The following is a 23,780-nucleotide window of genomic DNA, read 5'->3' on the forward strand; positions in this document are numbered from 1 at the left end:
CACTATTTTACGAGAATGCCAGCCACGCCCAGCCAACCGCCTCACGACGCCACGTTGCCCGCCCCGCTCGCGGAGCGCGTGATCGCGCTCGCCGACGAAGCGGCAACCGAGGCCTTCGGCACCCGCTTCGCGCACGCGCTCGATGCGGCGCGCCTCGAACTCGACCGCGCGCATGTGTTCGACGGGCTGCAGATCCAGCTGGTCGGCGATCTCGGCGCGGGCAAGACGACCCTCGTGCGCGCGATCCTGCGCGGCCTCGGCCACCAGGGCCGCGTGCGCAGCCCGACCTATACGCTCGTCGAGCCGTACGCGCTCGAACGCAGCGATGGGGAACTCGAGGTCTATCACTTCGATCTGTATCGATTCAACGATCCGGCCGAATGGTCCGATGCAGGCTTTCGCGAATATTTCAATTCCAGCGCGATCTGCCTCGTCGAATGGCCGCAACAGGCGGGCGCCCTGCTCGGCGTGCCCGATCTGGTTTTCTCGCTCGACGTGGATGGCGACGGCCGTGCCCTCACCGTCCGGGCGTACAGCGCTTCAGGAAAGGCATGTCTCGAAAGATGTTGATCAAACCGTTCCGCTCGATCGAATCGGCGGCCACCGCGACGCACAACTGGCGGCGCCGCCAGATCCTGTGCGCGGGCGCGTCGACGCTGGTGCTCGGCCTCGTCGCGCCGCGGCTCGCGCACGCGTCGTCGGTGCTCGGCGTGCGCGTGTGGCCCGCACGCGATTACACGCGCGTCACGATCGAATCCGACCAGCCGCTGCAGAATAGCCAACAACTGCTGCAGGGTCCCGACCGTCTCGTCGTCGACCTGAGCGGTCTCGACCTCGACCAGGCACTGCGCGACCTCGTCTCGAAGATCGCGCCGAACGATCCGCAGATCCAGTCGGTGCGCGTCGGCCAGTATCAGCCGCACGTCGTGCGGATGGTGTTCGATCTGAAAGGCTCGGTGAAGCCGCAGGTGTTCACGCTGCCGCCCGTCGGCACGTACAAGTACCGGCTGGTGTTCGACCTGTATCCGGCCGTCGCGCCCGATCCGCTGTCCGACCTGATCGCGCAGACGGAACGCAAGGAACAGGCGCTCAACGACACCGCGCGCGCGCAGCAGATGCAGCCGCCGTCCACGCTGGCGGGCCCCGGCACCCCGCCGCCCGGCGCGGGCGACAACAGCGACGCATTCTTCCAGCGTTTCGCGCAGAACACGCCAACCACGCCGCACACGCCGCCGGCGGCCGGCACGCCGTCGACGCCCGCGAAGCCGGCCGTCAAGCCGCCGCCCGTCATCGCGCGCCGCGACGACAGCGACGACGACGGCGACACCTACAAGTTCACCGCGCCGAAATCCGGCAAGGGCGGCACCGTGCGTCTGCTGACGGTCGCGATCGACCCGGGCCACGGCGGCGAGGATCCGGGCGCGATCGGCGGCAACGGCACGTACGAGAAGCACATCGCGCTCGACATCGCGAAGAAGCTGCGCGCGAAGATCGACGCCGCGCCGAACATGCGCGCGATGATGACGCGCGACGCCGACTTCTTCGTGCCGCTGAACGTGCGCGTGCAGAAGGCGCGCCGCGTCGGCGCGGATCTCTTCGTGTCGATCCACGCGGATGCGTTCACGACGCCGTCCGCGCGCGGCTCGTCGGTGTTCGCGCTGTCCGACCACGGCGCGACGAGCGCCGCGGCGCGCTGGATGGCGAACAAGGAGAATTCGTCGGACCTGATCGGCGGCATCAACATCAAGACGGCGGACGCGGCGGTGAACCGCGCGCTGTTCGACATGTCGACGACCGCGCAGATCCGCGACTCGCTGCGCTACGGCAACTACGTGCTGAAGGAAGTGGGCGGCATCAACAAGCTGCACAAGGGCTCGGTCGAGCAGGCCGGGTTCGCGGTGCTGAAGGCGCCCGACATTCCGTCGATCCTCGTCGAGACCGCATTCATCAGCAACCCGGACGAAGAGCGCCGGCTCAACGACGACAGCTATCGCGACGAGATGGCCGACGCGATCTTCCGCGGCATCAAGCGTTATTTCGCCGCGAATCCGCCGCTCGCGAAGAGCCGGATGGCCTGAGCGCCACCGCTCCCCCCGCCGGCACGCAGCGCGTGCCGGCGCGTCACGACGCCGCGAAGCGGCTCAGCAGTTTCCCGCCGAACACGTTCACCGCGAGCCCGCCCATCACGAGTGCGGCGCCGATCAGTTGCGTTTGCGTCAGATGCTCGTCGAGCAGCAGCGCCGACGACGCGAGCCCGACGATCGGCACCAGCAGCGAGAACTGCGCGACCTGCGCGGCCGGGTAGCGCGACAGCAGGCGGCTCCACAGCCCGTAGCCGAGCAGCGTCGCGACGAATGCGAGATAGACGACCGCGAAGATCGACGCGCCGTTCAGTCCGGCGAGCGCGGTCGCGATCCGCTGCGGCCCCTCGAACCACAGCGACAGCAGAAAGAACGGCACCGGCGGCACGAGGCTCGCCCATACGACGAGCGACACGAGGTTCGCACGCCCGACCTTCTTCGTGACGATATTGCCGAAGGCCCACATCGCGGCCGAGCAGATCGTCAGCAGGAAACCCGCGAGCGTCATCGCGCGGCCGCCTTGCGCGGCGATCACGACGAGCCCGCCCGCGGCGATCGCGAGCCCGATCAAGTTCTGCACGCGCAGCCGCTCGCCGAGGAACAGCATCGCGAACACCAGCGTGAAGAACGCCTGCGACTGCAGCACGAGCGACGCGAGGCCGGCGGGCATGCCGACGTACATGCCGGTGAACAGGAACACGAACTGGCCGAGCTGGATCGTCGCGCCGTACAGCACCAGCAGCCGCCACGAAATCTGCGGCCGGCGCACGAGGAACACCGCGGGCACGGCCGCGAGCGTAAAGCGCAGCGCACCGAGCAGCATCGGCGGCATGCCGTGCAGGCCGACCTTGATCACGACGAAGTTCACGCCCCACGCCAGGATCACGACCAGCGCGAGCAGCAAGTCCTTCGGGGCCATCATCGGTGTCTCCCTCGATTGTCGAATCATTGTTGTGAAGCCGGCCAGTCTACCGGGTTTCGCCGGCCGGCCCGATACCCGCACGGCGCGCATGGAATCGGCGGCGCGCGCAGCGGCTTGCGCCACGCCGCGGATGCCGCACGACGCATGCCTGCCGCGGCCGCAGCGCGCGCATTTCGTGGTCCCCGCGCTCCGCGTCACGCGCGCGCGCGCGCGCCGCCGCACCGCCAGTACAATGACCGGCAATCCAGCCGTTCCCCACGAGGCCCGCCATGACCGACTCGATCAAAGCCCTGCTGAAGCCGCACGTCCGCGACATCGGCAACCTGCAGGTACGCCGCACGCTGCCCGCGCTCGCCGCACGCCTCGTCGGCCCGTTCATCTTCTTCGATCACATGGGGCCCGCGACGCTGCCTGCCGGCACGGGGCTCGACGTGCGCCCGCATCCGCACATCGGACTCGCGACGGTTACCTACCTGTTCGACGGCGCGATCCTGCACCGCGACAGCCTCGGCTCGCTGCAGGAAATCGTGCCCGGCGACGTGAACTGGATGACGGCCGGCCGCGGCATCGTCCACTCCGAGCGCACGCCGGACGCGCAACGCGCCAGCGGCCACACCGTGCACGGTATCCAGACCTGGGTCGCGCTGCCGCAGGCGCACGAGACGACCGAACCGTCGTTCGAGCACCATGCGGCCGACACGCTGCCCAAGCGCGACGCAGACGGCGTGGCGCTGACGGTGATCGCCGGCGACGCGTTCGGGCTGCATTCGCCCGTGACGACGTTCTCGCGCACGCTGTACGTCGCGGCCGAATTCGCGGCCGGCGGCCGGCTCGAACTCGATGCATCGCACGAGGAGCGCGCGGTCTACGTGGTCGACGGCGAGCTCGCGATCGACGGCACGCCGGTGCCGGCCGAACAGATGGCCGTACTCGTGCCGGGCGCGACGGTCACGCTGACGAGCGCCAGCGGCGCGCGCGCGATGCTGCTCGGCGGCGACCGGATCGACGGCGAACGCTACATCGAGTGGAATTTCGTCGCGAGCAGTCGCGAGGCGATCGAGCGGGCCAAAGCGGCCTGGACGCGCCAGGAAATGGGCAAGGTGCCCGGCGAGACCGAATGGATTCCGCTGCCCGAAGCGAAACCGCGTTGAAAAAGCCGCGCGCCGCCCCCATCCTGACGATATTCGAACGGAAGAGAACGCCATGGACACCACGCTTGCCACATTCGAGAAAGACGTCATCGAGGCGTCGCTGGACACGCCCGTGCTGGTCGACTTCTGGGCGCCGTGGTGCGGCCCCTGCAAGACGCTCGGCCCGCTGCTGGAAAAGCTCGAAGCCGATTACGCAGGCCGCTGGAAGCTCGTGAAGGTCAACGTCGACGAGAACCAGGAACTCGCCGCGCACTTCCAGACGCGCAGCATCCCGCACGTGATCGCGTTCGCCGACGGGCGCCCGGTCGACCAGTTCGTCGGCGTGCTGCCCGAAGGCCAGTTGCGCGCGTTCCTCGACCGGCTGCTGCCGGCCCCCGAGGAAGCCGAGCGCCGCGCCGCGCAGTATGCGATGGCCGAACAGCGCTTCGACGAGGCGCTCGCGCACCTCGAAGCGGCGCTCGCGCTGAACCCCGGCTACGACGACGCGCGCCTCGACCTGATCGAACTGCTGCTGGCGCGCAACGAAGTCGACGCCGCGCGTGCCGAGACCGAGCGCCTGTCGCCGCAAACCGTGCAGAACGGCGACCCGCGCTACCAAGCGATCAAGACCCGTTTCGACGCACTCGAAGCCACGGCCGACCTGCCGCCAACCGATGCGCTCGAAGCGCGCATCGCGGCAAACCCGGCCGATCTCGACGCACGCTTCGACCTTGCGCAGAGCCTGATCGCGCGGCGCGCGTACGAAGGCGCGCTGGAACAGTTGCTGGAAATCGTGATGCGCGATCGCACGTACGGCGATGATCTCGGCCGCCGCACGATGATCTCGGTGTTCGAGCTGGCCGGCGATCGCCCCGACCTCGTCGCCGGGTGGCGACGCAAGCTGAGCATGGCGCTCAACTGATGCACGACGCGCCGGGCCGCGCTGGCCCGGCCGACTTGCCGTATCGCTCGCGGCGCGTTACCCGCGCCGCGGCATCCGTCTTTCCTGCCCGCGCGTCGCGCGCTCAGCCGGCCGCCTGCGCCGCGATCGCACGCAGCGCATGCGCGGCCGCCGCGAACCCGAAGCTCGCGGTCACGCACACGCTCGAACCGAAGCCCGCACAGTTGAGCCCCGCGACGTGCGCGGCCGTGGACGGCTCGGCGCCGTCCTCGATGTCGCAGGCCGCCGCTTCCGGATAGATCAGCGGCTCGTCCGAATACACGGCGCTGACCTTGAAGCGCGCCTTCGGCCCGCGCGGAAAACCATGCTGCTTGCGCAACTGCGCACGCACCTTCGACAGCAGCGGATCCTGGATCGTCAGTGCGAGATCGTCGATGCGGATGCGCGTCGGGTCGAGCTGGCCGCCCGCGCCGCCGACCACGATCAACGGCTGCCGTTTCGCGACGCACCATGCGATCAGCGCGACCTTCGTGCGCACGCTGTCGATCGCGTCGATCACGTAGTCGAAGCCGCAGCCGAGCAGCGCGTCGAAGTTGTCGGGCTCGACGAAATCCTCGATCCGGTTCACGCGGCACGCGGGATCGATCAGCGCGATCCGCTCGGCCATCGCGTCGACCTTCGGCTTGCCGAAATTGCCGTCGAGCGCATGGATCTGCCGGTTCGTGTTGCTTTCCGCGACGTTGTCGAGATCGATCAGCGTCAGCGTGCCGATCGCGTTGCGCGCGAGCGCCTCGGCCACCCACGACCCGACGCCGCCGATCCCGATCACCGCGACGTGCGCCCGCTCGAACGCGGCGGCGGCCGGCGCGCCATACAGGCGCGCGACGCCGCCGAAACGCCGCGCGCGATCCACGTCAAGCTGGATTTCCGGTGTCGGGGTAAGATCAGAAGAACTGGGCGGGGCAGCGTCGGCGGAGGACATGGCAGCAAGGAAAACGTAAGTCGTGCAGCCCTCTATTTTGCCTGAACTCCCCGTCCGCACGCGCCACTGTGCACGCACGATTCTCGCGCGTTCGCTATACTGGCCCCAGATTGAAGCGTTTGCATAACATGACGACTCTCGCCGATCTCCGCATCAACTATTCACGTGCTTCGCTCGACGAAGCCGATGCCGCCCCCGACCCCTTCGCCCAGTTCGATCGCTGGTTCAAGGAGGCGCTCGCCGCCAAGCTGCCCGAGCCGAACACGATGACACTCGCGACCGTCGGCGCCGACGGTCGGCCGTCGGCCCGGATCGTGCTCATCAAGGGCGTCGACGAACGCGGGTTCGTCTTCTTCACCAATTACGAAAGCCGCAAGGGTCACGATCTCGCCGTGCATCCGCAAGCCGCGCTGCTGTTCTACTGGATCGAGCTCGAGCGCCAGGTGCGCATCGAAGGCCGGATCGAGAAAACCAACGCGGAAGAAAGCGACCGCTATTTCGCTTCGCGCCCGCTCGGCTCGCGCATCGGCGCGTGGGCGTCGGAGCAGAGCACCGTGATCGACAGCCGCGCGACGCTCGAAGCGCGCGAAAAGGCCGTCAGCGAACGCTACGGCGACAACCCGCCGCGCCCGCCGCACTGGGGCGGCTACCGCCTCGTGCCCGACTCGATCGAGTTCTGGCAGGGGCGCCCGTCGCGGCTGCACGACCGCCTGCTCTACACGCGCGACGCCGCGGCGTCGCCGGGCTGGACGATCTCGCGCCTGTCGCCGTAAGCGCGGCGCCGGCGCACGCCGGTCGTGTCTCGTGTTGCATCCGGGTGCCCGCGCCGCAAGCGGCGGGCGCCGGTCAGGATACTTGGCTGTATTCGATTCAACGAACAAACGGAGAATCCAAATGTTCTGGGAAAAGAAGCTGGCACAGTGGGCGGATGAAGTACGGGCAAAAGCGAACATACCGGCGCGCCTCGTGCTGTGGAACGGCGATCAACTCGATTTCGGCACCTTCAGCGCACCGCAGGTCACGCTGAAGGTGAACAGCGCGTCGGCATTGCCGCTGCTGCTCGAACCGAGCCTCGACAATCTCGGCGAGGCGTACGTGAAAGGCAAGATCGACATCGAAGGCAAGCTGTCGGACATCATCAACATCGGCTACTCGCTCGCGCGCAGCACCGTGACCAGCGCAAGCAAGCTCGCCCGCGTGAAGCGCTACTTCAATCACACGAAGAGCACCGACAAGAAGGCGATCCAGTACCACTACGACGTCTCGAACGAGTTCTACCAGCTGTGGCTCGACGAGAACATGGTGTACTCGTGCGCGTACTTCGAGAACGGCGACGAGGATCTCGCCACCGCGCAGATCAAGAAGATCGACCACATCCTGACGAAGATCCAGCTGCAGCCCGGCCAGCGCCTGCTCGACATCGGCTGCGGCTGGGGCGCGCTCGTGCTGCGCGCCGCACAGAAGTTCGGCGCGACGTGTCTCGGCGTGACGCTGTCGCAGAACCAGTTCGACCTCGCGACCGCCCGCGTGAAGGCCGCGGGGCTCGAAGACAGGATCGAGATTCGTCTGCAGGATTATCGCGAGATCGAAGGCCAGTTCGACCGCATCACGAGCGTCGGGATGTTCGAGCACGTCGGCCGCAAGAACCTGCCGCTCTATTTCTCGCGCATCCGCGAGCTGCTGACCGACGACGGCATCGCGATGAATCACGGGATCACGTCGACCGACGCGGAAAGCGGCGAAACGGCGCTCGGCGGCGGCGAATTCATCGATCGCTACGTGTTTCCGGACGGCGAGCTGCCGCACATCAGCCTCGCGCTCGAAGCGGCGCAGCGCGGCGGACTCGAGGCGGTTGACGTCGAAAGCCTGCGCCGGCACTATGCGCGCACGCTCGATATCTGGACGGAAAACTTCGAAGCGAAAGCCGACGAGGCGCGAAAGCTCGTCGACGACGAAAAATTCCGCATCTGGCGCGTGTATCTGGCCGGCTGCGCGTATGCGTTCGAGCACGACGACGTGTCGATCTTCCAGATCGTGTGCCGCAAGGCCGGACGCAGCGCGAAAACGCTGCCGTGGTCGCGGCGCTACATGTACGAACACGCGCTGCCGCGCTAGGCGGCGCCTTACGCTGGGCATGCATGGGTGACGGCAGGACGCGGCGCAAGGCGCCGCCGCAACGACAGCAGCACGACGACGCCAACGAGTCGCACGCCGACGGACAGTTCGACCTGTTCGGCGTGCCGACGGACGCCGCACGCGCGTCGCCCGCGCACGACGACAGCGCCGATGAATCCGTGACGCCGGACGCACCGGACCACGCACGACCGCCCCCGCCCGCCCGTTCGACCTCCCGCCCCGCCGCCGCCGACGACGACGCGCCTGCCCCGTCGTCCGGTTTGCTGTGGGACGAACCGTCCCCGCCGGCCGCCGCGCCGAAAAAAGGCCGCCGCAAGCGCGGCGTGCTGCCTGCGCCGATCTCGGCCGACGTGGCCGCCGCCGCGGCCGGCCTGCCGCCGAACGTGCGGCTCGGCACGTCGTCGTGGTATTTCCCCGGCTGGAACGGCATCGTCTTCGACGGCGATTTCGCGCAGACGAAGCTGTCGCGCGAAGGACTGCAAGCGTACGGCGCGCATCCGCTGCTGAGGAGCGTCAGCCTCGACCGCTCGTTCTACGGCCCGCTGTCGGTGGCCGACTACCTGCGCTACGCGCAGCAGGTGCCCGACGATTTCCGCTTCGTCGTGAAGGCGCCGGCCGCGGTGACCGACGCGGTGATCCGCGGCCGGCGCGGCGAGCCGTCCGGGCCGAACCCGACCTTCCTCGACGCACCGCTCGCGACCCGCGAATTCGTCCAGCCGTGCCTCGACGGGCTCGGCCGGAAAGCCGGCGTGCTCGTGTTCCAGTTCTCGCCGCTGCCCGATCAACTGCTCGCGGCGCCGGCCGCGCTGATCGACCGGCTCGCGGCGTTCTTCGCGGCGCTGCCGCCGCTGCCGCCGGATGCCGACGGCCCGCGTTACGCGATCGAGATCCGCGACGCGAGCCTGCTCACGCCGCGCTTCATCCGCGCACTGGCCGCGCTCGGCGTGCGCTACTGCGTCGGCCTGCACGCGCGGATGCCCGACCCGCTGCGCCAGGCCGCCGCGCTCGCACTGCTCGACGGCGACGCGCCGGGCCCGCTGATCGTGCGCTGGAGCCTGCACGGCGGGTTCAAGTACGAGCAGGCGAAAGCGAAATACGAGCCGTTCGACAAGCTCGTCGACGAGGATCCCGCCACCCGCTCGGCGCTCGCCGAACTGGCCGCGCGCTACGCACTGGCCGGGCAGCCGGTGATCATCACGATCAACAACAAGGCGGAAGGCTCCGCGCCGCTGTCGTGCATCGCGCTCGCGCGCGAAATCGCCGCCGCGTGCGCGCAGTGGCGCAACGAGGCGGCGTGATCGCGGCTTGCGCCGTCGACGCTCACGCGCCGCGCAGCGACTTCAGCCGGTGCGCGAACTTCTGCCGGAATTTCGCGAGCTTCGGCCCGATCACGACCGAGCAGTAGCCCTGCCCCGGATTGCGCGCGTAATAGTTCTGATGATAGTCCTCGGCCGGCCAGTAATTGCCGTCGAGCGGCACGACCTGCGTGACGATCGGCTGGCCGAACACCTGCTCGCGCTCGAGCTCGCGGATCATGTCGAGCGCGGTATCGCGCTGCGCATCCGAATGCGTGAACACGACCGACCGGTACTGCGTGCCGACGTCGTTGCCCTGCCGGTTCAGCGTGGTCGGATCGTGCGTCGCGAAGAAGATCTCGAGGATCTCGCGATAGCCGATGCGCGCCGGATCGAACGTCACGTTGACGACTTCCGCGTGGCCCGTGTCGCCTTCGCAGATGTCGCGATAGCCGGGATTGCGCGTATGGCCGCCCGCGTAACCCGACTGCACGGCCGTCACGCCGTCGACGTCGAGAAACACGGCCTCCGTGCACCAGAAACACCCGCCTCCGAGCGTCGCGGTTTCAAGCATCTCGTTCCCCATGAAATCAGTCCCTCGTGGATGACGGCAGCCGGCACGCCCGTGCCGGCGCCATCGTTTCGCGTCGCCGTTGCCCGCCCGCGAGGGGGAGGCAGCGGCACTTCGTCAAGTATCTCACTCGCGCGCGCAACTGGCAGATCGGACAGGGCGCCGCACGCGCCCCGCCGCGTGTTTCTCGTCTACACTTAGGCACGCGCAAGCGACGGCCAACCCGTCGCGCCCGCCCAGCGTCCGATGCATGCCCGACCCCGATGCCACCATCATCTGCCGGAACATCGATATGCACGCCTTAACAGACATCGCCTGCGTCGCGGGCCCGGTCGCCGCTCCGTCGATCGCACCATCGCAGTGGCACGTGCCGGTTTCGCGGAGCGCGCCGCGCGGCACCCCCTCGCCTTTTCCCGCTTTCACGACCTGATGCACGGCATCGCGCGCGTCGCCGACGCGCGCGGCCACCGCAGTCCGCACGTCCGCAACGAACGGCCGTGCGTCCACGATCCGACACCATCCGGAGGACATCACCATGAGCATGCGGCCCGACCCGACGTTTCACGCTTCGCCCGAACTTGCGATGCAGGCGCCGGCGGAGGAGTTTGCCTATACGTTGTTGCTGAGCCCCGATTTTTCCAGACCCGACGCGCTTGCCGTGATCGACGTGAAGCCCGGTTCGTCGACGTACGGCAAGATCGTGCACACGGTGACGATGCCGAACACCGGCGACGAGTTTCACCACTTCGGCTGGAATGCGTGCTCGTCGTCGCTGTCGCCGCTGACCGGCCATGCGTTCCTCGAGCGCCGCTTCCTGATCATTCCCGGCCTGCGCTCGTCGCGCATCTACGTGATCGACACGAAGCCGCATCCGACGCAGGCGCGCATCCACAAGATCATCGAGCCCGACGAAATCTTCGCGAAGACCGGCTATTCGCGGCCGCACACCGTGCATTGCGGACCCGAGGGCATCTACGTGAGCACGCTGGGCGGCGCGGGCAAGGACGGCACCGACGGCGCGCCTGGCATCTTCATCATGGATTGCGAGACCTTCGACGTGCTCGGCCGCTGGGAGATCGACCGCGGCCCGCAGGACAAGCATTACGACTTCTGGTGGAACCTGCCGCGCGACTACATGGTGTCGAGCGAATGGGCGCTGCCGCCGCAATTCGAGAACGGGATCGTCCCGGAGGATCTGCTCGCGAACAAGTACGGGCACCGGCTGCATTTCTGGGACCTGCGCGCGCGGCGCAACGTGCAGACGATCGATCTCGGCGCGCAGCACCAGATGGCGCTCGAGGTGCGGCCCGCGCACGACCCGGTGCGCGAATACGGATTCGTCGGCGTCGTGGTCGATACGACCAATCTCGAAGGCTCGATCTGGACCTGGTGGCGCGAAGGCGGCAAGTTCCATGCGAAGAAAACCGCGACGATCCCGGCCGAACCGGCCGCGGCCGACGAGCTGCCGCCGCTGCTGCAAGGATTCGGCGCGGTGCCGCCGCTCGTGACCGACATCGACCTGTCGCTCGACGATCGCTTCCTGTACGTGTCGTGCTGGGGCACCGGCGAGATGCGCCAGTATGACGTGTCGGACCCGCACCACCCGGTGCTCGCGGGGTCGGTGCGCATCGGCGGCATCGCGCGCCGTGCGCCGCACTCGAACGGCCGCACGTTCGCGGGCGGCCCGCAGATGGTCGAGATCAGTCGCGACGGCCGGCGCGTGTACTGGACCAACTCGCTCTATTCGACGTGGGACGACCAGTTCTATCCGGACGGCGTGCCGGCCGCGCAGGTGCTCGCGCACGCGGGGCCGGACGGCGGGCTGACGCTCGCCGACGACTACTGGGTCGAGTTCCCCGACGGCTACCGCGCGCACCAGATCCGGCTCGAAGGCGGCGACTGCTCGACCGACTCGTTCTGCTATCCGTCGGTCAAGCGTTGAGCACCGGCCTTCACGCGTCGTTCGCGCTGTGGGCGGCCGTGCTCGCGAGCGGCGTCTATCACGGACTCAACCCGGCGATGGGCTGGCCGCTCGCGGTGTCGAACGCGCTGATGACGCGCCGCGGCGGCGCGCTCGTCGCGGCGCTCGGCTATCTCGCGCTCGGTCATGCGCTGGCCGTTTTCGCGGTGATGCTGCCATTCGGGCTGCTCGCCGCGCTGCTCGCGTGGCAGTCGGCGATCCGGATCGGCGCGAGCGCGCTCGTGATCGGCTTCGGCGCGGTACTGCTGATCCGGCGCCGGCATCCGCGGGCGCTCGCACGGATTCCGCCGGCGCGGCTCGGCCTGTGGTCGTTCGCGGTCGCGCTCGCGCACGGCGCGGGGCTGATGCTCGTGCCGATCTACCTCGGCCTGTGCGGGCTCGACCGGGATGCCGGCCACCGCGCGGCGGCGCTGCTCGTCGATGCGCACCTCGGCATGGCGCTCGTCGTCGCCGCCGTGCATGCGGCCGCGATGATCGCCGCCGGCGGCGGGCTCGCGTGGCTCGTGTACCGTTATCTCGGGCTGAAGTTCGTGTCGCGGAGCTGGTTCAATCTGGATGCGGTGTGGGCGTCGAGCCTGATCGTGACGGGAGCGTTGTCGCTCGGGCTAGCGGCGGCGCGATAGCGCGGGCAGCGATGGCTCGCTGGCGCAGCGAGGTGCCGGGCGCAACGGCCGCACCGTTAAAAAACGTGACGGAACGGCGCTGCCGGCCGCGCGCCGCAGTGTTCGCTACGCCACCCTGCCGTCGCGATGCGCCGCCCGACCGGGTCCGGCGACTTCGATTCCGTTAAAATCGGGCCATGCGCACCCCTTTCCAATCGACCGCCTCGTCGTCTTTCGTCCGCCGCGCCCGTCACGCCCGTGCCGTGTCGCGCCCGCCCGTCCCGTTCCGGATGGCTGCCCGATGAGCCACGCCAATCCGCCGGATTTCGACTCGGCCGCCTTCCGGCAGGCGCTCGGCCAGTTCGCGACGGGCGTGACGGTGATCACGACGCGCGCGCCGTCCGGCCAGCTGATCGGCATCACCGCCAGTTCGTTCAATTCGGTGTCGCTCGATCCGCCGCTCGTGCTGTGGAGCCTCGCGCACAAATCGGCGTCGACGCCGGTGTTCCGCGGCAACAGCCATTACGTGGTGAACGTGCTCGCGGCGTCGCAGTTGGACCTGTGCAAGCGCTTCTCGACCTACAAGGGCGACCGCTTCGAAGGGATCGCGCATGCGGCCGGCAACTCGGGGATGCCCGTGCTCGACGGCGCGCTCGCATGGTTCGAATGCCACAACCGCAGCCGCTACGACGAAGGCGACCACGTGATCTTCGTCGGCGAAGTGGAACGCTGCGGCGTGCGCGCCGTAACGGAAACGGCGCCGCCGCTCGTGTTCCACGGCGGCGGCTTCCACGGCCTCACACCGCTTTGATCGCCCCCGTGCGCGCCAGCCCGACCGGCGCGCCGGCTTCGTCCTTCAGCGTCTGCAGCACGATGTTCGACCGGATGTCCATCACGCCCGGCGCCTTGTAGAGGCGGTTCAGCACGAAATCCGAATAGTGCTTGAGGTTGTGCGCGAGCACGCGCAGCAGATAGTGGCTCTCGCCCGTCACGACGAACGCGCCGACCACCTCCGGCCATTCGCGCAGCGCTTCCGCGAAGCGCTCGTGCCATTGATTCTCTTCGTTGCGCATCGACACCTGCACGAACGCCTCGAGCTCGAAGCCGAGCTTCTCGCGGCTCAGGCACGCGCGATAGTGCTCGATCACGCCCTGCTCCTCGAGCAGGCGCATGCGGCGCAGGCAGGCGGATGGCGAAAGCGAGATGCGTTCGGCCAGGTCGAGATTGCTGATTCTGCCCTCCTCCTGCAGTACCGCCAGAATCCGGCAGTCGGTGGCATCGAGCGTGATCGCGTGCATTTTTGGTCCCCGTTTTCCCTCTGAGTCGAATTATCTGCCAATCCGGCGGATTGTCCATGTTTATTTCGCAAGCACTTTCTGCGAGCGTCCACCTATCATTCGAAGGATCGACTCACGCTTCGTCATGCCATGGACACACTCTGGGACATCTCGCCGCCCGTCAGCCCCGCCACCCCCGTGTGGCCGGGCGATACGCCGGTTGCCATCGAACGCGTATGGCGGATGGAGGCCGGTTCGCCGGTCAACGTCGCGCGCCTGACGCTGTCGCCGCACACGGGCGCGCACTGCGACGCGCCGCTGCACTACGATGCCGACGGCGCGCCGATCGGCGCGGTGCCGCTCGATACCTATCTCGGCCCGTGCCGCGTGATTCATTGCATCGGCGCATCGCCGGTCGTGCGGCCGGCCGACGTGGAAGCCGCGCTCGACGGCGTACCGCCGCGCGTGCTGCTGCGCACGTATGCGCGCGCCGCGGTCGAGCAATGGGACAGCAATTTCTGCGCGGTCGCGCCCGACACCGTCGACCTGCTCGCGGCGCACGGCGTGAAGCTGATCGGCATCGATACGCCGTCGCTCGACCCGCAGGAATCGAAGACGATGGATGCGCATCGCCGCGTGCGCGCGCACCGGATGGCGATCCTCGAAGGCATCGTGCTCGACGACGTGCCGCCCGGCGACTACGAACTGATCGCACTGCCGCTCAAATTCGCGACGCTCGACGCGAGCCCCGTGCGTGCGGTGCTGCGCGCGCTGCCCGCGCACGCTTCCTGATTACCCGACCTACGACCTCACATCATGATGATCAAGACCCGTGAAGACGCGCTCGCGCTCGACCGCGACGACCCGCTGGCCCCGCTGCGCGACCAGTTCTCGCTGCCCGACGGCGTGATCTATCTCGACGGCAACTCGCTCGGCGCGCAGCCGCGTGCATCGGCCGCCCGCGCGCAGCAGGTGATCGGCGCCGAATGGGGCGAAGGCCTGATCCGCAGCTGGAACACGGCCGGCTGGTTCGCGCTGCCGCGCCGCCTCGGCGACAAGCTCGCGACGCTGATCGGCGGCGCGCCCGGCGAGACGGTCGTCACCGACACCATCTCGATCAACCTGTTCAAGCTGCTGTCGGCGATGCTGCGCCACCAGGCCGAGCGTGCGCCCGAGCGCCGGGTGATCGTGTCGGAGCGCTCGAACTTCCCGACCGACCTGTACATCGCGCAGGGGCTGATCGACCAGCTCGGCGGCGGCTACACGCTGCGCCTGATCGACGATCCGGCCGACCTGCCCGGCGCGCTCGGCGCGGACACGGCCGTCGCGATGATCACGCACGTGAACTACCGCACCGGCTACATGCATGACATGCCGGCCGTCACACAGCTGGTGCATGACGCCGGCGCGCTGATGCTGTGGGATCTCGCGCACTCGGCCGGCGCAGTGCCAGTCGACCTGAACGGCGCGCGCGCGGACGGCGCGGTCGGCTGCACGTACAAGTACCTGAACGGCGGCCCCGGCTCGCCCGCGTTCGTGTGGGTGCCGCAACGCCATCTCGCGCATTTCTCGCAGCCGCTGTCCGGCTGGTGGGGCCACCGCGCGCCGTTCGCGATGCAGCCGGGCTTCGCGCCCGATCCGGGCATCGCGCGCTTCCTGTGCGGCACGCAGCCGATCGTGTCGATGTCGATGGTCGAATGCGGGCTCGACGTGTTCCTGCAGACCGACATGGACGCGATCCGCCGCAAGTCGCTCGCGTTGACCGATGCCTTCATCGCGCTCGTCGAAGCGCGCTGCGCGGGCCTGTCGCTGAAGCTCGTCACGCCGCGTGCGCATCACCAGCGCGGCTCGCAGGCGAGCTTCGAGCATCCGCACGGCTACGAAGTGATGCAGGCGCTGATCGCGCGCGGCGTGATCGGCGACTACCGCGAGCCGTACGTGCTGCGCTTCGGCTTCACGCCGCTCTATACGCGCTTCGCCGACGTGTGGGATGCGGTCGAGACGCTGCGCGGCATCCTCGCCACCGACGCGTGGAAGGCGCCCGAGTTCGCCGAACGCGGCGCGGTGACCTGACCGGTTCTGCGCGGCGCGCGCACCGCATGCAACGGCGGCGCGCCGCGCATTCATCATTCAAATCTGGAGAAAGTCGTGAATTCTGGTCATATGCAGCCCCCCGGCGGCGACGCGCCGGCAGGCTGCCCGTTCTCGGGCGCACGCGCCGCACAACCGGCGCAAGCCGCGCACGAAGCCCCGCACGTGCCGGGCGAGGCCGACGCTCAAGCCGGCTGGCACAACGCGCAGCTCGATTTCTCGAAGTCGATGAGCTATGGCGACTACCTGTCGCTGAATTCGATCCTCGACGCGCAGCATCCGCTGTCGCCCGATCACAACGAGATGCTGTTCATCATTCAGCATCAGACGAGCGAGCTGTGGATGAAGCTTGCGCTGTTCGAATTGCGCGGCGCGCTCGATGCAGTGCGCACGGACGCGCTGCCGCCCGCGTTCAAGATGCTCGCGCGCGTGTCGCGCATCCTCGAGCAGCTGGTACAGGCGTGGAACGTGCTGTCGACGATGACGCCGTCCGAGTATTCGGCGATGCGGCCGTATCTCGGCCAGTCGTCGGGCTTCCAGTCGTACCAGTATCGCCAGCTCGAATTCCTGCTCGGCAACAAGAACGCGCAGATGCTGCAGCCGCATGCGCACCGGCCCGACATCCTCGAACAGGTGCGCGCGACGCTCGAGGCGCCGTCGTTCTACGACGAGGTCGTACGCCTGCTCGCGCGGCGCGGGTTCCCGATCGCGCCCGAGCGGCTCGAGCGCGACTGGACGCAGCCGATGCGGCACGACGAGACGGTCGAAGCCGCGTGGCTCGAGGTCTATCGTCATCCGCAGCAGCACTGGGAGCTGTACGAGATGGCCGAGGAACTGGTCGATCTCGAGGATGCGTTCCGTCAGTGGCGCTTCCGTCACGTGACGACGGTCGAACGCATCATCGGCTTCAAGCAGGGCACCGGCGGCACGAGCGGCGCGCCGTACCTGCGCAAGATGCTCGACGTCGTGCTGTTCCCCGAGCTCTGGCACGTGCGCACCACGCTGTAACGCACGTCACGCGCCCGCCGTCACGACGACGGGCGGGCGAGTTCCTCCCCTTCGCGCGGCGGCGCGGGCACGCGCGACAGCCGCGGAATGTGCCGCCGCACCGCGAGCAGCGCGACGCACACCACGCCCATCGCCACGGCCAGCATCGTCAGATACGCGCCCGCGCCGCCCGCCGTGATCACGATCGCGCCCGCGAATGCGCTGAGAATCGCGCCGAGCCGGCCGAACGCGAGCGCACTCGCGGTGCCCGTCGCACGCACGGCCGTCGGATAGATGTACGCGCACAGCGCATACATCGTCGACTGCACCGCGTTGACGAATAGCCCGTGCAGGCCGAGCCCGACGATCAGCCAACCCGTATGGCGGCTCGCATCGACACCCATCAGCCACACCGCGCTCGCCGCGCCGCCGATGCTGCACAGCGCGAGCGGCCAGCGCGAGCCCGCATGCGCGATCGCCCATGCGCACAACAACGCGCCGATCACGCCGCCGAGGTTGTACGCGGTGAGCCCCGAGCCCGCGACCGACACGCTCAACCCGCTCGCCGCGAGCATCGTCGGCAGCCAGCTGAACGCCGCGTACACGGCGAGCAGGCACATGAAGAACGCGCACCACAGCGCGATCGTGTCGCGCGCCTGGCCGCTCGCGAACAGCGCGCCGAAGCCGCCGCGGCTGCCCGGCGCGCGGGCGTCCTTCGTATCGGTGAACACGGTGCCCGGCGCGACCGGCCGCTGCATCCGCGCGAGCAGCGCGCCGAGTTCCGGCCAGCGTGCGGGGCGTCGCGCGAGATAGCGCGGCGACTCGGGCAACGCGCGCACCAGCACGAAGCCGAGCACGAGCGGCAACGCGCCACCCGCGAAGAACAGCCCGCGCCAGCCGTAGCGCGGCAGCACCTCGTGCGCGAACAGGCCGGCCAGCATCCCGCCGAGCGGCACGCAGACGATCGTCGCGGTCACCATCATCGTGCGGCGCCGCGCGGGCGTGTATTCGGCGGTCATCGTCGTGGCCGTCGGCAACGCGCCGCCGATCCCGAGCCCGGCGCAAAAGCGCAGCATCGCGATCGTCGCGACGTCGGGCGCGAACCCGATCGCGCAGGTCGCGAGGCCGAACAGGAACACGCTGCCGATCACGGCCTGGCGGCGGCCGAAGCGGTCCGCGACGAGCCCCGCGCACGCGCTGCCGATGCCCATCCCGACCAGCCCCGCCGCGACGGCCGGCGCGAACGCGCCGCGCGTGATACCCCATTCGCGGATCAGCACGGGAATCGCGAAGCCGATCAGCTGGCCGTCGAACCCGTCGAGCACGATCGCGAGCGCGGCGAGCAGCACCACGCAGCGCTGCATCAGCGTAAACGGCCCGTCGTCGAGCGTCGTGCCGATGTCGATCGACGGCGGCCGCCGGCCATCCAGTGCGTCGTGCGTGCTCATGCGGCCTCCCGGGCGCCGCACGTCGGCGGCAACGTGCGCGAACGGCGCGCGGCAAGACAACGGCATTCGATGGTTTTCATGGCGTCTCCGGTTGTCCGGGCTGGCGCGCATGCGTGCCCGGATCTCGTGCTGTGCATCGACCGGCGCCCGTGCATCGGCGTCGGCGTCTTGTTCCACCCTTCACGACCCGGCGCCGTCGCCCCACGGGCGCGGCCTCCGTATCGTCATGCGGCGCGAGCCGGCCGCCGGCCTGTGGCTCAGTTCGTCCGTGCGTCGATCAACCGGACGAGCGCGAGCAGCGTCTCGGCATGCGGCACCGCGACGCCCGCTTCGCGCGCGGCCGCGACGACCTTGCCGCTGATCGCGTCGATTTCGGTGCGGCGGCCCGCGAGCACGTCCTGCAGCATCGACGGGCGATGGCCGCGATGGTCGCGGATCGCATGCTCGACGTTGCGTGCGACGCGCTCGCCGTCGACCGCAATGCCCTTCGCGCGCGCGACGGCGGCCGTCTCGGCCGCGATCGCCAGCGCGAGCCGCGGCCCGTCCTGATGATGGCCGAGCTGATCGACGGTGCAACCCGTCGTCGCGCACAGCGTGTTGAGCGCCGCGTTGAACGCGACCTTCTCCCAGATCGCGGCCCACACGTCGGCATCGAGCGTGCAGGCGAGCCCCGCGCGCGACAGCGTGTCGGCCACGACCGTCGCGAACGGGCGTGCCGCGCCGTCGGCCGTCATCATGCGGATCGTGCCGGCGCCGTGCGAGCGCACGTGCGCGGGCCCGGCCGCATCGGCCGGCCACGTCGTCACGCCGACCAGGATGCGCTCGAGCGGCACGAACGCATTCAGCGTCTCGACGTTGCCGAGCCCGTTCTGCAACGTCAGCACGAACGTGTCCGGCGTCAGCAGCGCGCGCACGCCGTCTAGCGCGGCGCGCGTGTGCAGCGATTTGGTGAAAACGATCAGCAGATCGAACGGTGTGTCGGGCGCGGCGGCCGCGGCCGCATTCGCGGCGTCCGGCCGCACGGCCTGCAGCGTGCGAATGCGCCGTTCGCCGCGGTCGTCGTCGATATGCAGCCCGTCGCGGCGGATCGCATCGAGATGCGCATCGTTCACGTCGATCAGCGTGACGGCTTCGCCGCTTTCGGCCAGTCGCGCGCCGAACAGCGAACCCATCGCGCCGGCGCCCAGAATTGCAATTCTCATCGTCGGCGGCCTCGTCAGAACGGATAGTGGCGCGGCGCCGTCTGCACGGTGATCCAGCGCAGGTCGGTGAACGCGGCGATGCCGGCCGTGCCGCCGAAGTGGCCGAAGCCGCTGTCCTTCACGCCGCCGAACGGCATCTGCGCCTCGTCGTGCACGGTCGGGCCGTTCACGTGACAGATGCCCGATTCGATGCGCGCCGCGACGCGCAGCGCCCGCGCGACGTCGCGGCTGAACACGGCCGACGCCAGCCCGAACGCGTTGTCGTTCGCGCAACGGATCGCGGCCTCCTCGCCGTCGACGCGCACGATGCCCTTCACCGGGCCGAACGATTCTTCCGCGTAGATGCGCATCGCCGGCGTCACATGGTCGAGCAGCGTCGCCGGGAACAACGTGGTGTCGGCCTTGCCGCCGCACAGCAGCGTCGCGCCGTGCGCGAGCGCATCGTCGATTAGCGCGTTGCAGCGCTCGACCGCCTTCGTGTCGATCAGCGAACCGAGCACGACGGGCCCGTTGCGCGGATCGCCGAGCGGCAGCGACGCGGCCTTGTCGGCGAGCTTCGCGACGAACGCATCGGCGATCGCCGCGTCGACGACGATGCGCTCGGTCGACATGCAGATCTGCCCGGAATTCGCGAATGCGCCGAATGCGGCCGCGGCGACCGCCGCGTCGAGATCGGCATCGTCGAGCACGACGAACGGCGCCTTGCCGCCGAGTTCCAGCACCGACGGCTTCAGGTGACGCGCGCACGCTTGCGCGACGATCCGCCCGACCCGCGTCGAGCCGGTGAAATTCACGCGGCGCACGGCCGGATGCGCGATCAGCGCATCGACGACGGCGCCCGCATCGTCGGGCGCGTTCGTCACGAAGTTGACGACGCCCGGCGGCAGTCCGGCCTCCTGCAGCGCCTCGACGATCAGCCCGTGCGTGACGGGACACAGCTCCGAGCCCTTCAGCACGACCGTGTTGCCGCACGCGAGCGGCAGCGCGAGCGCGCGCGTCGCGAGGATCACCGGCGCGTTCCACGGCGCGATGCCGAGCACGACGCCTGCCGGTTGCCGCACGCCCATCGCGAGCGAGCCCGGCACGTCCGACGGAATCAGCTCGCCGCCGACCTGCGTGGTGAGCGATGCGGCCTCGACGAGCCCGCTCGCCGCGAGGTGAACGTTGAAGCCAGCCCACAGCGCGGACGCCCCCGTCTCGGCCGCCATCGCCGCAACGAACTGGTCGTGCTTCGCTTCGAGCGCGGCGGCCGCCTTCAGCAGCAAGGCGCGCCGCGCGCCGGGCCCGAGCGCGGCCCAGTCAGGAAATGCACGGGCAGCCGCATCGGCCGCCGCGCGCGCATCGTCGACGGTGCATGCGGGCGCTTCGGACGCGACTTGGCCGTCGAGCGGGTTGCGGCGCACGAAGGTCGCGCCGCCGGACGAGTGGCGGCGTTCGCCGCCGATCAGCATCGCTACGGTTTGCATGGCATCTCCGGAAGGACGCGCGCGGCGCGTCACGCAATCTCGACTTCGACGACGACCGGCGTCGCGGCACGCAGCGCGTCGGTCAGCGTGTCGCGCAGCTTCGCCGCTTCGGCGACGCGCACGCCGCGGCAGCCCATCCCTTGCGCGAGCGCGACGAAATCCAGGTCGGGCAGCTCGGTGCCCTGCACCGGGTCGCCCGGACCAAAGCCGAACACGGGCGCGAAATCCTGCAGCGCCGCGTAACGCCGGTTGTTCAGGATCACGAACGTGATCGGCAGTTTCAGCTGCGCGGCGCTCCACAACGCCTGGATCGAATACAGGCTCGAGCCGTCGCCGATCAGCCCGATCACGCGCCGGCCCGGCTGCGCGAGCGCGACGCCGACCGCGGCCGGCATCCCGTAGCCGAGCCCGCCGCTGTCCATCGTGTAGAACGTGCCGCTGCGCGTGAACGGCAGATGCTCCTGCATCACCGGCCGCGCGCTCGGCGCCTCCTCGACGACGATGTCGGACGCGTCGCGCACGTCGGCGAGCGTCTGCAGCGCGAACGCGACCGACATGCGCTCGCCGGCGGCGGGCGCGTCGACGCGTACCCGCGGCGCGCGCGCCGCGGGCATCGGCCGCTCGGGCGGCGCCGGTCGCGCGAGCAGGTCGCGCGCGGCGAGCCGCAAATTGCCGACGACCGCATCGCCCGACGGCGTCCACGCGGCGACGCCCGGATCGTCGACGAGCTGCACGAGCGTCGCGCCCGGCGGCACGTGCGGGCCGAAGCCTTCGATGTGATAGGTGAACGCGGGCGCGCCGAACGCGAACACGAGATCGTGCCCGTCGAGCCGCGCGACGATCTTCTCGCGAATCGCGGGCAGGAAGCCGGCGAACAGCGGATGGTCTTCCGGAAAGCTGCAGCGCCCCGACATCGGCGCGACGTACACGCGCGCCCGGTGCCGCTCGGCGAGGCGCACGACGTCGTCCCATGCTCCCGCGCGATCGACGGCCGCGCCGACCACGAACGCCGGGCGCCGCGCGGCGTCGAGCGCGTCGCCGAGCCGCGCGAGCGCGTCGGGATCGGGCCGCACGATGCTGCTGACGTAGCGCCGCGGCAGCCGTTCGGCCGGCTGGTCCCAGTCGTCGACCGGGATCGACACGAACACGGGGCCGCGCGGCTCCTGCATCGCGATGCGGTACGCGCGCGCGATCGCGGCCGGCACGTCCTGCGCCCGCGCCGGCTCGATGCTCCATTTCACGTACGGCTTCGGCAGCTCGGCGGCCTGCGTCGCGCCGAGGAACGGATCGAACGGCAGAATCGCGCGCGCCTGCTGGCCCGCGGTGACGATCAGCGGGGTGCGGTTCTTGAACGCGGTAAACAGATTGCCCATCGCGTTGCCGACACCCGCCGCCGAATGCAGGTTGACGACCGCCGCATTGCCGGTGGCCTGTGCATGGCCGTCGGCCATCCCGACCACGACGGCTTCGTGCAGGCCGAGCACGTAGCGGAAATCGTCGGGGAAGTCGCGGAACATCGGCAGCTCGGTCGAACCGGGATTGCCGAACACGCGGTCGATGCCGAACTGACGGAGCAGGTCGACGACCGCGTCGCGGACGGTGATCGATGCGGAAGGGGGCGGATGGCCGGACATGCTCGGGTGTCTCCTCGATGACTGGGCGGTTTCCACAGTATCGAAGTGCAAGCCATTCTCGGATACTGTATTTTCTGCAAAAAGCCATTACGATCCGGCATGACTTTCGATCTCCGACAATTACGCGCGTTCACGACGATCGTCGCGTCCGGCAGCCTCGGCCGCGCGGCCGACGCGCTGCACGTCACGCAGCCGGCGTTGAGCCGGATCCTGAAGCGGCTGGAGGAACAGGTCGGCGCGCCGCTGTTCGAGCGCCATTCGAAGGGCGTGCAGCTCACCGCGTTCGGCGAGGCGCTGCTGCCGCATGCGACGCTGCTGCAGCACGAGGCCGAGCATGCGCGCGAGGAGCTCGACGCGATGCGCGGGTTCGCGAAGGGCACGATCAAGGTCGGCGCGGTGGGCAGCATCGCGAGCCTCGTGCTGCCGATCGCAGTCGGCCGCGTGCTCGACCGCTGGCCGAACCTGCGCGTCGAGATCATCGAAGGCGTGTGGGACCGGCTCGCGGAAGGGCTGATCAAGCACGAGATCGACCTCGCGCTGTCCGCGCACGGGCCCGATACCGACGAGATCGTCGCGATTCCCGAGTGCCGCTGGGAAGACCGCAGCCATATCGTTGCGGCGCCGCACCATCCGCTGCGCGCGCTCGGCCGCCCGCCGACGCTCGCCGATACGCTGCACGCGCGCTGGGCGATTCCGCCGCGCGGCACCGCGCCGTTCGACCACATGCGCGCGACCTTCGACGCGCACGGGCTGCCGCTGCCCGACATCGCGGTCGAGACGCGCTCGGTCACGACGCTCAAAAGCCTGGTCGCGCACGCCGGTTTCCTGAGCTGGATGGCCGAGCCGATGGTCGGCGCCGAGCAGCGCGCCGGCACGATCGACACGCTGCCCGTGCGCGAAGTGGTCGCGGTGCGCACGCTCACCGCGTTCCGGCGCCGCCACGGCATCCTGCCGGGGCCGGCCGGCAAGCTGCTCGACGAACTCGTCGCCCTCACGCGCGAAGGACGCTGACGTTCGTTTCCTGCCGGCTCCGCGTCCGCCCGGCCCGCGCGCCGCCGCAGCGCACCATCGAAA

The 23,780-nt window shown here is 69.4% G+C and carries 23 protein-coding genes; 14 read left to right on the plus strand and 9 right to left on the minus strand.

From position 1 onward, the window contains the following. Positions 1 to 15 precede the first annotated feature (15 nt). On the plus strand, positions 16 to 570 hold the full coding sequence (locus MMB92_RS06605; protein WP_012492836.1) for a bifunctional tRNA (adenosine(37)-N6)-threonylcarbamoyltransferase complex ATPase subunit type 1 TsaE/phosphotransferase: 555 nt from the start codon (positions 16 to 18) through the stop codon (positions 568 to 570). Next, complete coding sequence (locus MMB92_RS06610; protein WP_006496479.1) at positions 552 to 2,078, plus strand: N-acetylmuramoyl-L-alanine amidase; 1,527 nt, start codon at positions 552 to 554, stop codon at positions 2,076 to 2,078. Before MMB92_RS06605 ends, MMB92_RS06610 begins: the two co-directional genes overlap by 19 nt. A gap of 43 nt (positions 2,079 to 2,121) precedes the next feature. Here MMB92_RS06610 and MMB92_RS06615 read toward each other — a convergent pair whose 3' ends face one another. Next, positions 2,122 to 3,000, minus strand: coding sequence for an EamA family transporter (locus MMB92_RS06615; protein WP_171984013.1), 879 nt, complete (start codon positions 2,998 to 3,000; stop codon positions 2,122 to 2,124). A gap of 272 nt (positions 3,001 to 3,272) precedes the next feature. Between MMB92_RS06615 and MMB92_RS06620 the strand changes: the two genes are divergently transcribed. Together MMB92_RS06620 and trxA are read left to right on the plus strand one after the other, a co-directional pair. After that, on the plus strand, positions 3,273 to 4,154 hold the full coding sequence (locus tag MMB92_RS06620; protein WP_006482482.1) for a pirin family protein: 882 nt from the start codon (positions 3,273 to 3,275) through the stop codon (positions 4,152 to 4,154). A gap of 52 nt (positions 4,155 to 4,206) precedes the next feature. Further along, the gene (gene trxA, locus MMB92_RS06625) at positions 4,207 to 5,055 is read left to right on the plus strand and encodes a thioredoxin (protein ID WP_048988971.1); all 849 of its coding nucleotides are present in this window, start codon (positions 4,207 to 4,209) and stop codon (positions 5,053 to 5,055) included. 103 nt (positions 5,056 to 5,158) lie between these two features. Here the strand turns inward: trxA and tcdA are convergent, their stop codons facing one another. Further along, positions 5,159 to 6,016 carry a tRNA cyclic N6-threonylcarbamoyladenosine(37) synthase TcdA gene (gene tcdA, locus MMB92_RS06630; RefSeq protein ID WP_277562608.1) on the minus strand — a complete coding sequence of 286 codons (858 nt, stop codon included), beginning with the start codon at positions 6,014 to 6,016 and terminating at the stop codon, positions 5,159 to 5,161. Between the two features lie 128 nt (positions 6,017 to 6,144). On the opposite strand from tcdA, the gene pdxH reads away from it, so the two are divergent. From pdxH to MMB92_RS06645, 3 genes are all read left to right on the plus strand, one after another. Next, a complete protein-coding gene (gene pdxH / locus MMB92_RS06635; RefSeq protein WP_060264799.1) occupies positions 6,145 to 6,789 on the plus strand; it encodes a pyridoxamine 5'-phosphate oxidase in 645 nt (214 codons plus the stop codon). A 121-nt stretch (positions 6,790 to 6,910) separates the two neighbouring features. After that, entirely contained in the window at positions 6,911 to 8,131 is a 1,221-nt protein-coding gene (locus MMB92_RS06640; protein WP_048988969.1) for a cyclopropane-fatty-acyl-phospholipid synthase family protein, read from the plus strand. Between the two features lie 23 nt (positions 8,132 to 8,154). Further along, positions 8,155 to 9,450: a DUF72 domain-containing protein gene (locus MMB92_RS06645; RefSeq protein ID WP_006482483.1), complete on the plus strand. Its 1,296-nt coding sequence runs from the start codon at positions 8,155 to 8,157 to the stop codon at positions 9,448 to 9,450. 22 nt (positions 9,451 to 9,472) lie between these two features. Here MMB92_RS06645 and msrA read toward each other — a convergent pair whose 3' ends face one another. Together msrA and MMB92_RS06655 are read right to left on the minus strand one after the other, a co-directional pair. Then, on the minus strand, positions 9,473 to 10,033 hold the full coding sequence (msrA, locus tag MMB92_RS06650; RefSeq protein WP_048988968.1) for a peptide-methionine (S)-S-oxide reductase MsrA: 561 nt from the start codon (positions 10,031 to 10,033) through the stop codon (positions 9,473 to 9,475). Between the two features lie 111 nt (positions 10,034 to 10,144). Then, on the minus strand, positions 10,145 to 10,561 hold the full coding sequence (locus MMB92_RS06655) for a hypothetical protein (RefSeq protein ID WP_226245078.1): 417 nt from the start codon (positions 10,559 to 10,561) through the stop codon (positions 10,145 to 10,147). Between MMB92_RS06655 and MMB92_RS06660 the strand changes: the two genes are divergently transcribed. The 3 genes from MMB92_RS06660 (at position 10,554) to MMB92_RS06670 (ending at position 13,412) form a co-directional block, all read left to right on the plus strand. Further along, complete coding sequence (locus MMB92_RS06660; RefSeq protein ID WP_006482492.1) at positions 10,554 to 11,960, plus strand: selenium-binding protein SBP56-related protein; 1,407 nt, start codon at positions 10,554 to 10,556, stop codon at positions 11,958 to 11,960. The two genes, MMB92_RS06655 and MMB92_RS06660, sit on opposite strands and share 8 nt — an antisense overlap. Next, positions 11,957 to 12,622, plus strand: coding sequence for a hypothetical protein (locus MMB92_RS06665; RefSeq protein ID WP_006482477.1), 666 nt, complete (start codon positions 11,957 to 11,959; stop codon positions 12,620 to 12,622). Before MMB92_RS06660 ends, MMB92_RS06665 begins: the two co-directional genes overlap by 4 nt. 280 nt (positions 12,623 to 12,902) lie before the next feature. Continuing rightward, positions 12,903 to 13,412 (plus strand): flavin reductase family protein, encoded by a 510-nt coding sequence (locus tag MMB92_RS06670; RefSeq protein WP_006482487.1) that lies wholly within the window; start codon positions 12,903 to 12,905, stop codon positions 13,410 to 13,412. Here the strand turns inward: MMB92_RS06670 and MMB92_RS06675 are convergent. Beyond that, positions 13,399 to 13,899, minus strand: a complete 501-nt coding sequence (locus tag MMB92_RS06675) for an Lrp/AsnC family transcriptional regulator (RefSeq protein ID WP_006477992.1) — start codon at positions 13,897 to 13,899, stop codon at positions 13,399 to 13,401. The two genes, MMB92_RS06670 and MMB92_RS06675, sit on opposite strands and share 14 nt — an antisense overlap. Positions 13,900 to 14,028: 129 nt before the next feature. On the opposite strand from MMB92_RS06675, the gene kynB reads away from it, so the two are divergent. The 3 genes from kynB (at position 14,029) to kynA (ending at position 16,977) form a co-directional block, all read left to right on the plus strand. After that, positions 14,029 to 14,670, plus strand: coding sequence for an arylformamidase (kynB, locus tag MMB92_RS06680; RefSeq protein ID WP_062884352.1), 642 nt, complete (start codon positions 14,029 to 14,031; stop codon positions 14,668 to 14,670). Between the two features lie 30 nt (positions 14,671 to 14,700). Beyond that, entirely contained in the window at positions 14,701 to 15,951 is a 1,251-nt protein-coding gene (gene kynU, locus MMB92_RS06685; RefSeq protein ID WP_277562610.1) for a kynureninase, read from the plus strand. Positions 15,952 to 16,041: 90 nt separating this feature from the next. Further along, the gene (kynA, locus tag MMB92_RS06690) at positions 16,042 to 16,977 is read left to right on the plus strand and encodes a tryptophan 2,3-dioxygenase (RefSeq protein ID WP_006482479.1); all 936 of its coding nucleotides are present in this window, start codon (positions 16,042 to 16,044) and stop codon (positions 16,975 to 16,977) included. A gap of 20 nt (positions 16,978 to 16,997) precedes the next feature. Here kynA and MMB92_RS06695 read toward each other — a convergent pair whose 3' ends face one another. From MMB92_RS06695 to mdlC, 4 genes are all read right to left on the minus strand, one after another. Then, a complete protein-coding gene (locus MMB92_RS06695; RefSeq protein WP_034201905.1) occupies positions 16,998 to 18,404 on the minus strand; it encodes an MFS transporter in 1,407 nt (468 codons plus the stop codon). Between the two features lie 257 nt (positions 18,405 to 18,661). Beyond that, on the minus strand, positions 18,662 to 19,606 hold the full coding sequence (locus MMB92_RS06700; RefSeq protein WP_062884350.1) for a 2-dehydropantoate 2-reductase: 945 nt from the start codon (positions 19,604 to 19,606) through the stop codon (positions 18,662 to 18,664). 14 nt (positions 19,607 to 19,620) lie between these two features. After that, positions 19,621 to 21,072 carry an aldehyde dehydrogenase gene (locus MMB92_RS06705; protein ID WP_062884349.1) on the minus strand — a complete coding sequence of 484 codons (1,452 nt, stop codon included), beginning with the start codon at positions 21,070 to 21,072 and terminating at the stop codon, positions 19,621 to 19,623. A gap of 29 nt (positions 21,073 to 21,101) precedes the next feature. Then, the gene (gene mdlC, locus MMB92_RS06710) at positions 21,102 to 22,706 is read right to left on the minus strand and encodes a benzoylformate decarboxylase (RefSeq protein WP_062884348.1); all 1,605 of its coding nucleotides are present in this window, start codon (positions 22,704 to 22,706) and stop codon (positions 21,102 to 21,104) included. Between the two features lie 99 nt (positions 22,707 to 22,805). Here mdlC and MMB92_RS06715 point away from each other — a divergent pair, with 99 nt between their 5' ends. Then, entirely contained in the window at positions 22,806 to 23,717 is a 912-nt protein-coding gene (locus tag MMB92_RS06715; protein WP_006485519.1) for a LysR family transcriptional regulator, read from the plus strand. Positions 23,718 to 23,780: the final 63 nt, after the last annotated feature.

Source organism: Burkholderia sp. IO2 (genome assembly GCF_029522185.1).
In the GTDB taxonomy this organism is placed as follows: Bacteria; Pseudomonadota; Gammaproteobacteria; order Burkholderiales; family Burkholderiaceae; genus Burkholderia; species Burkholderia cenocepacia.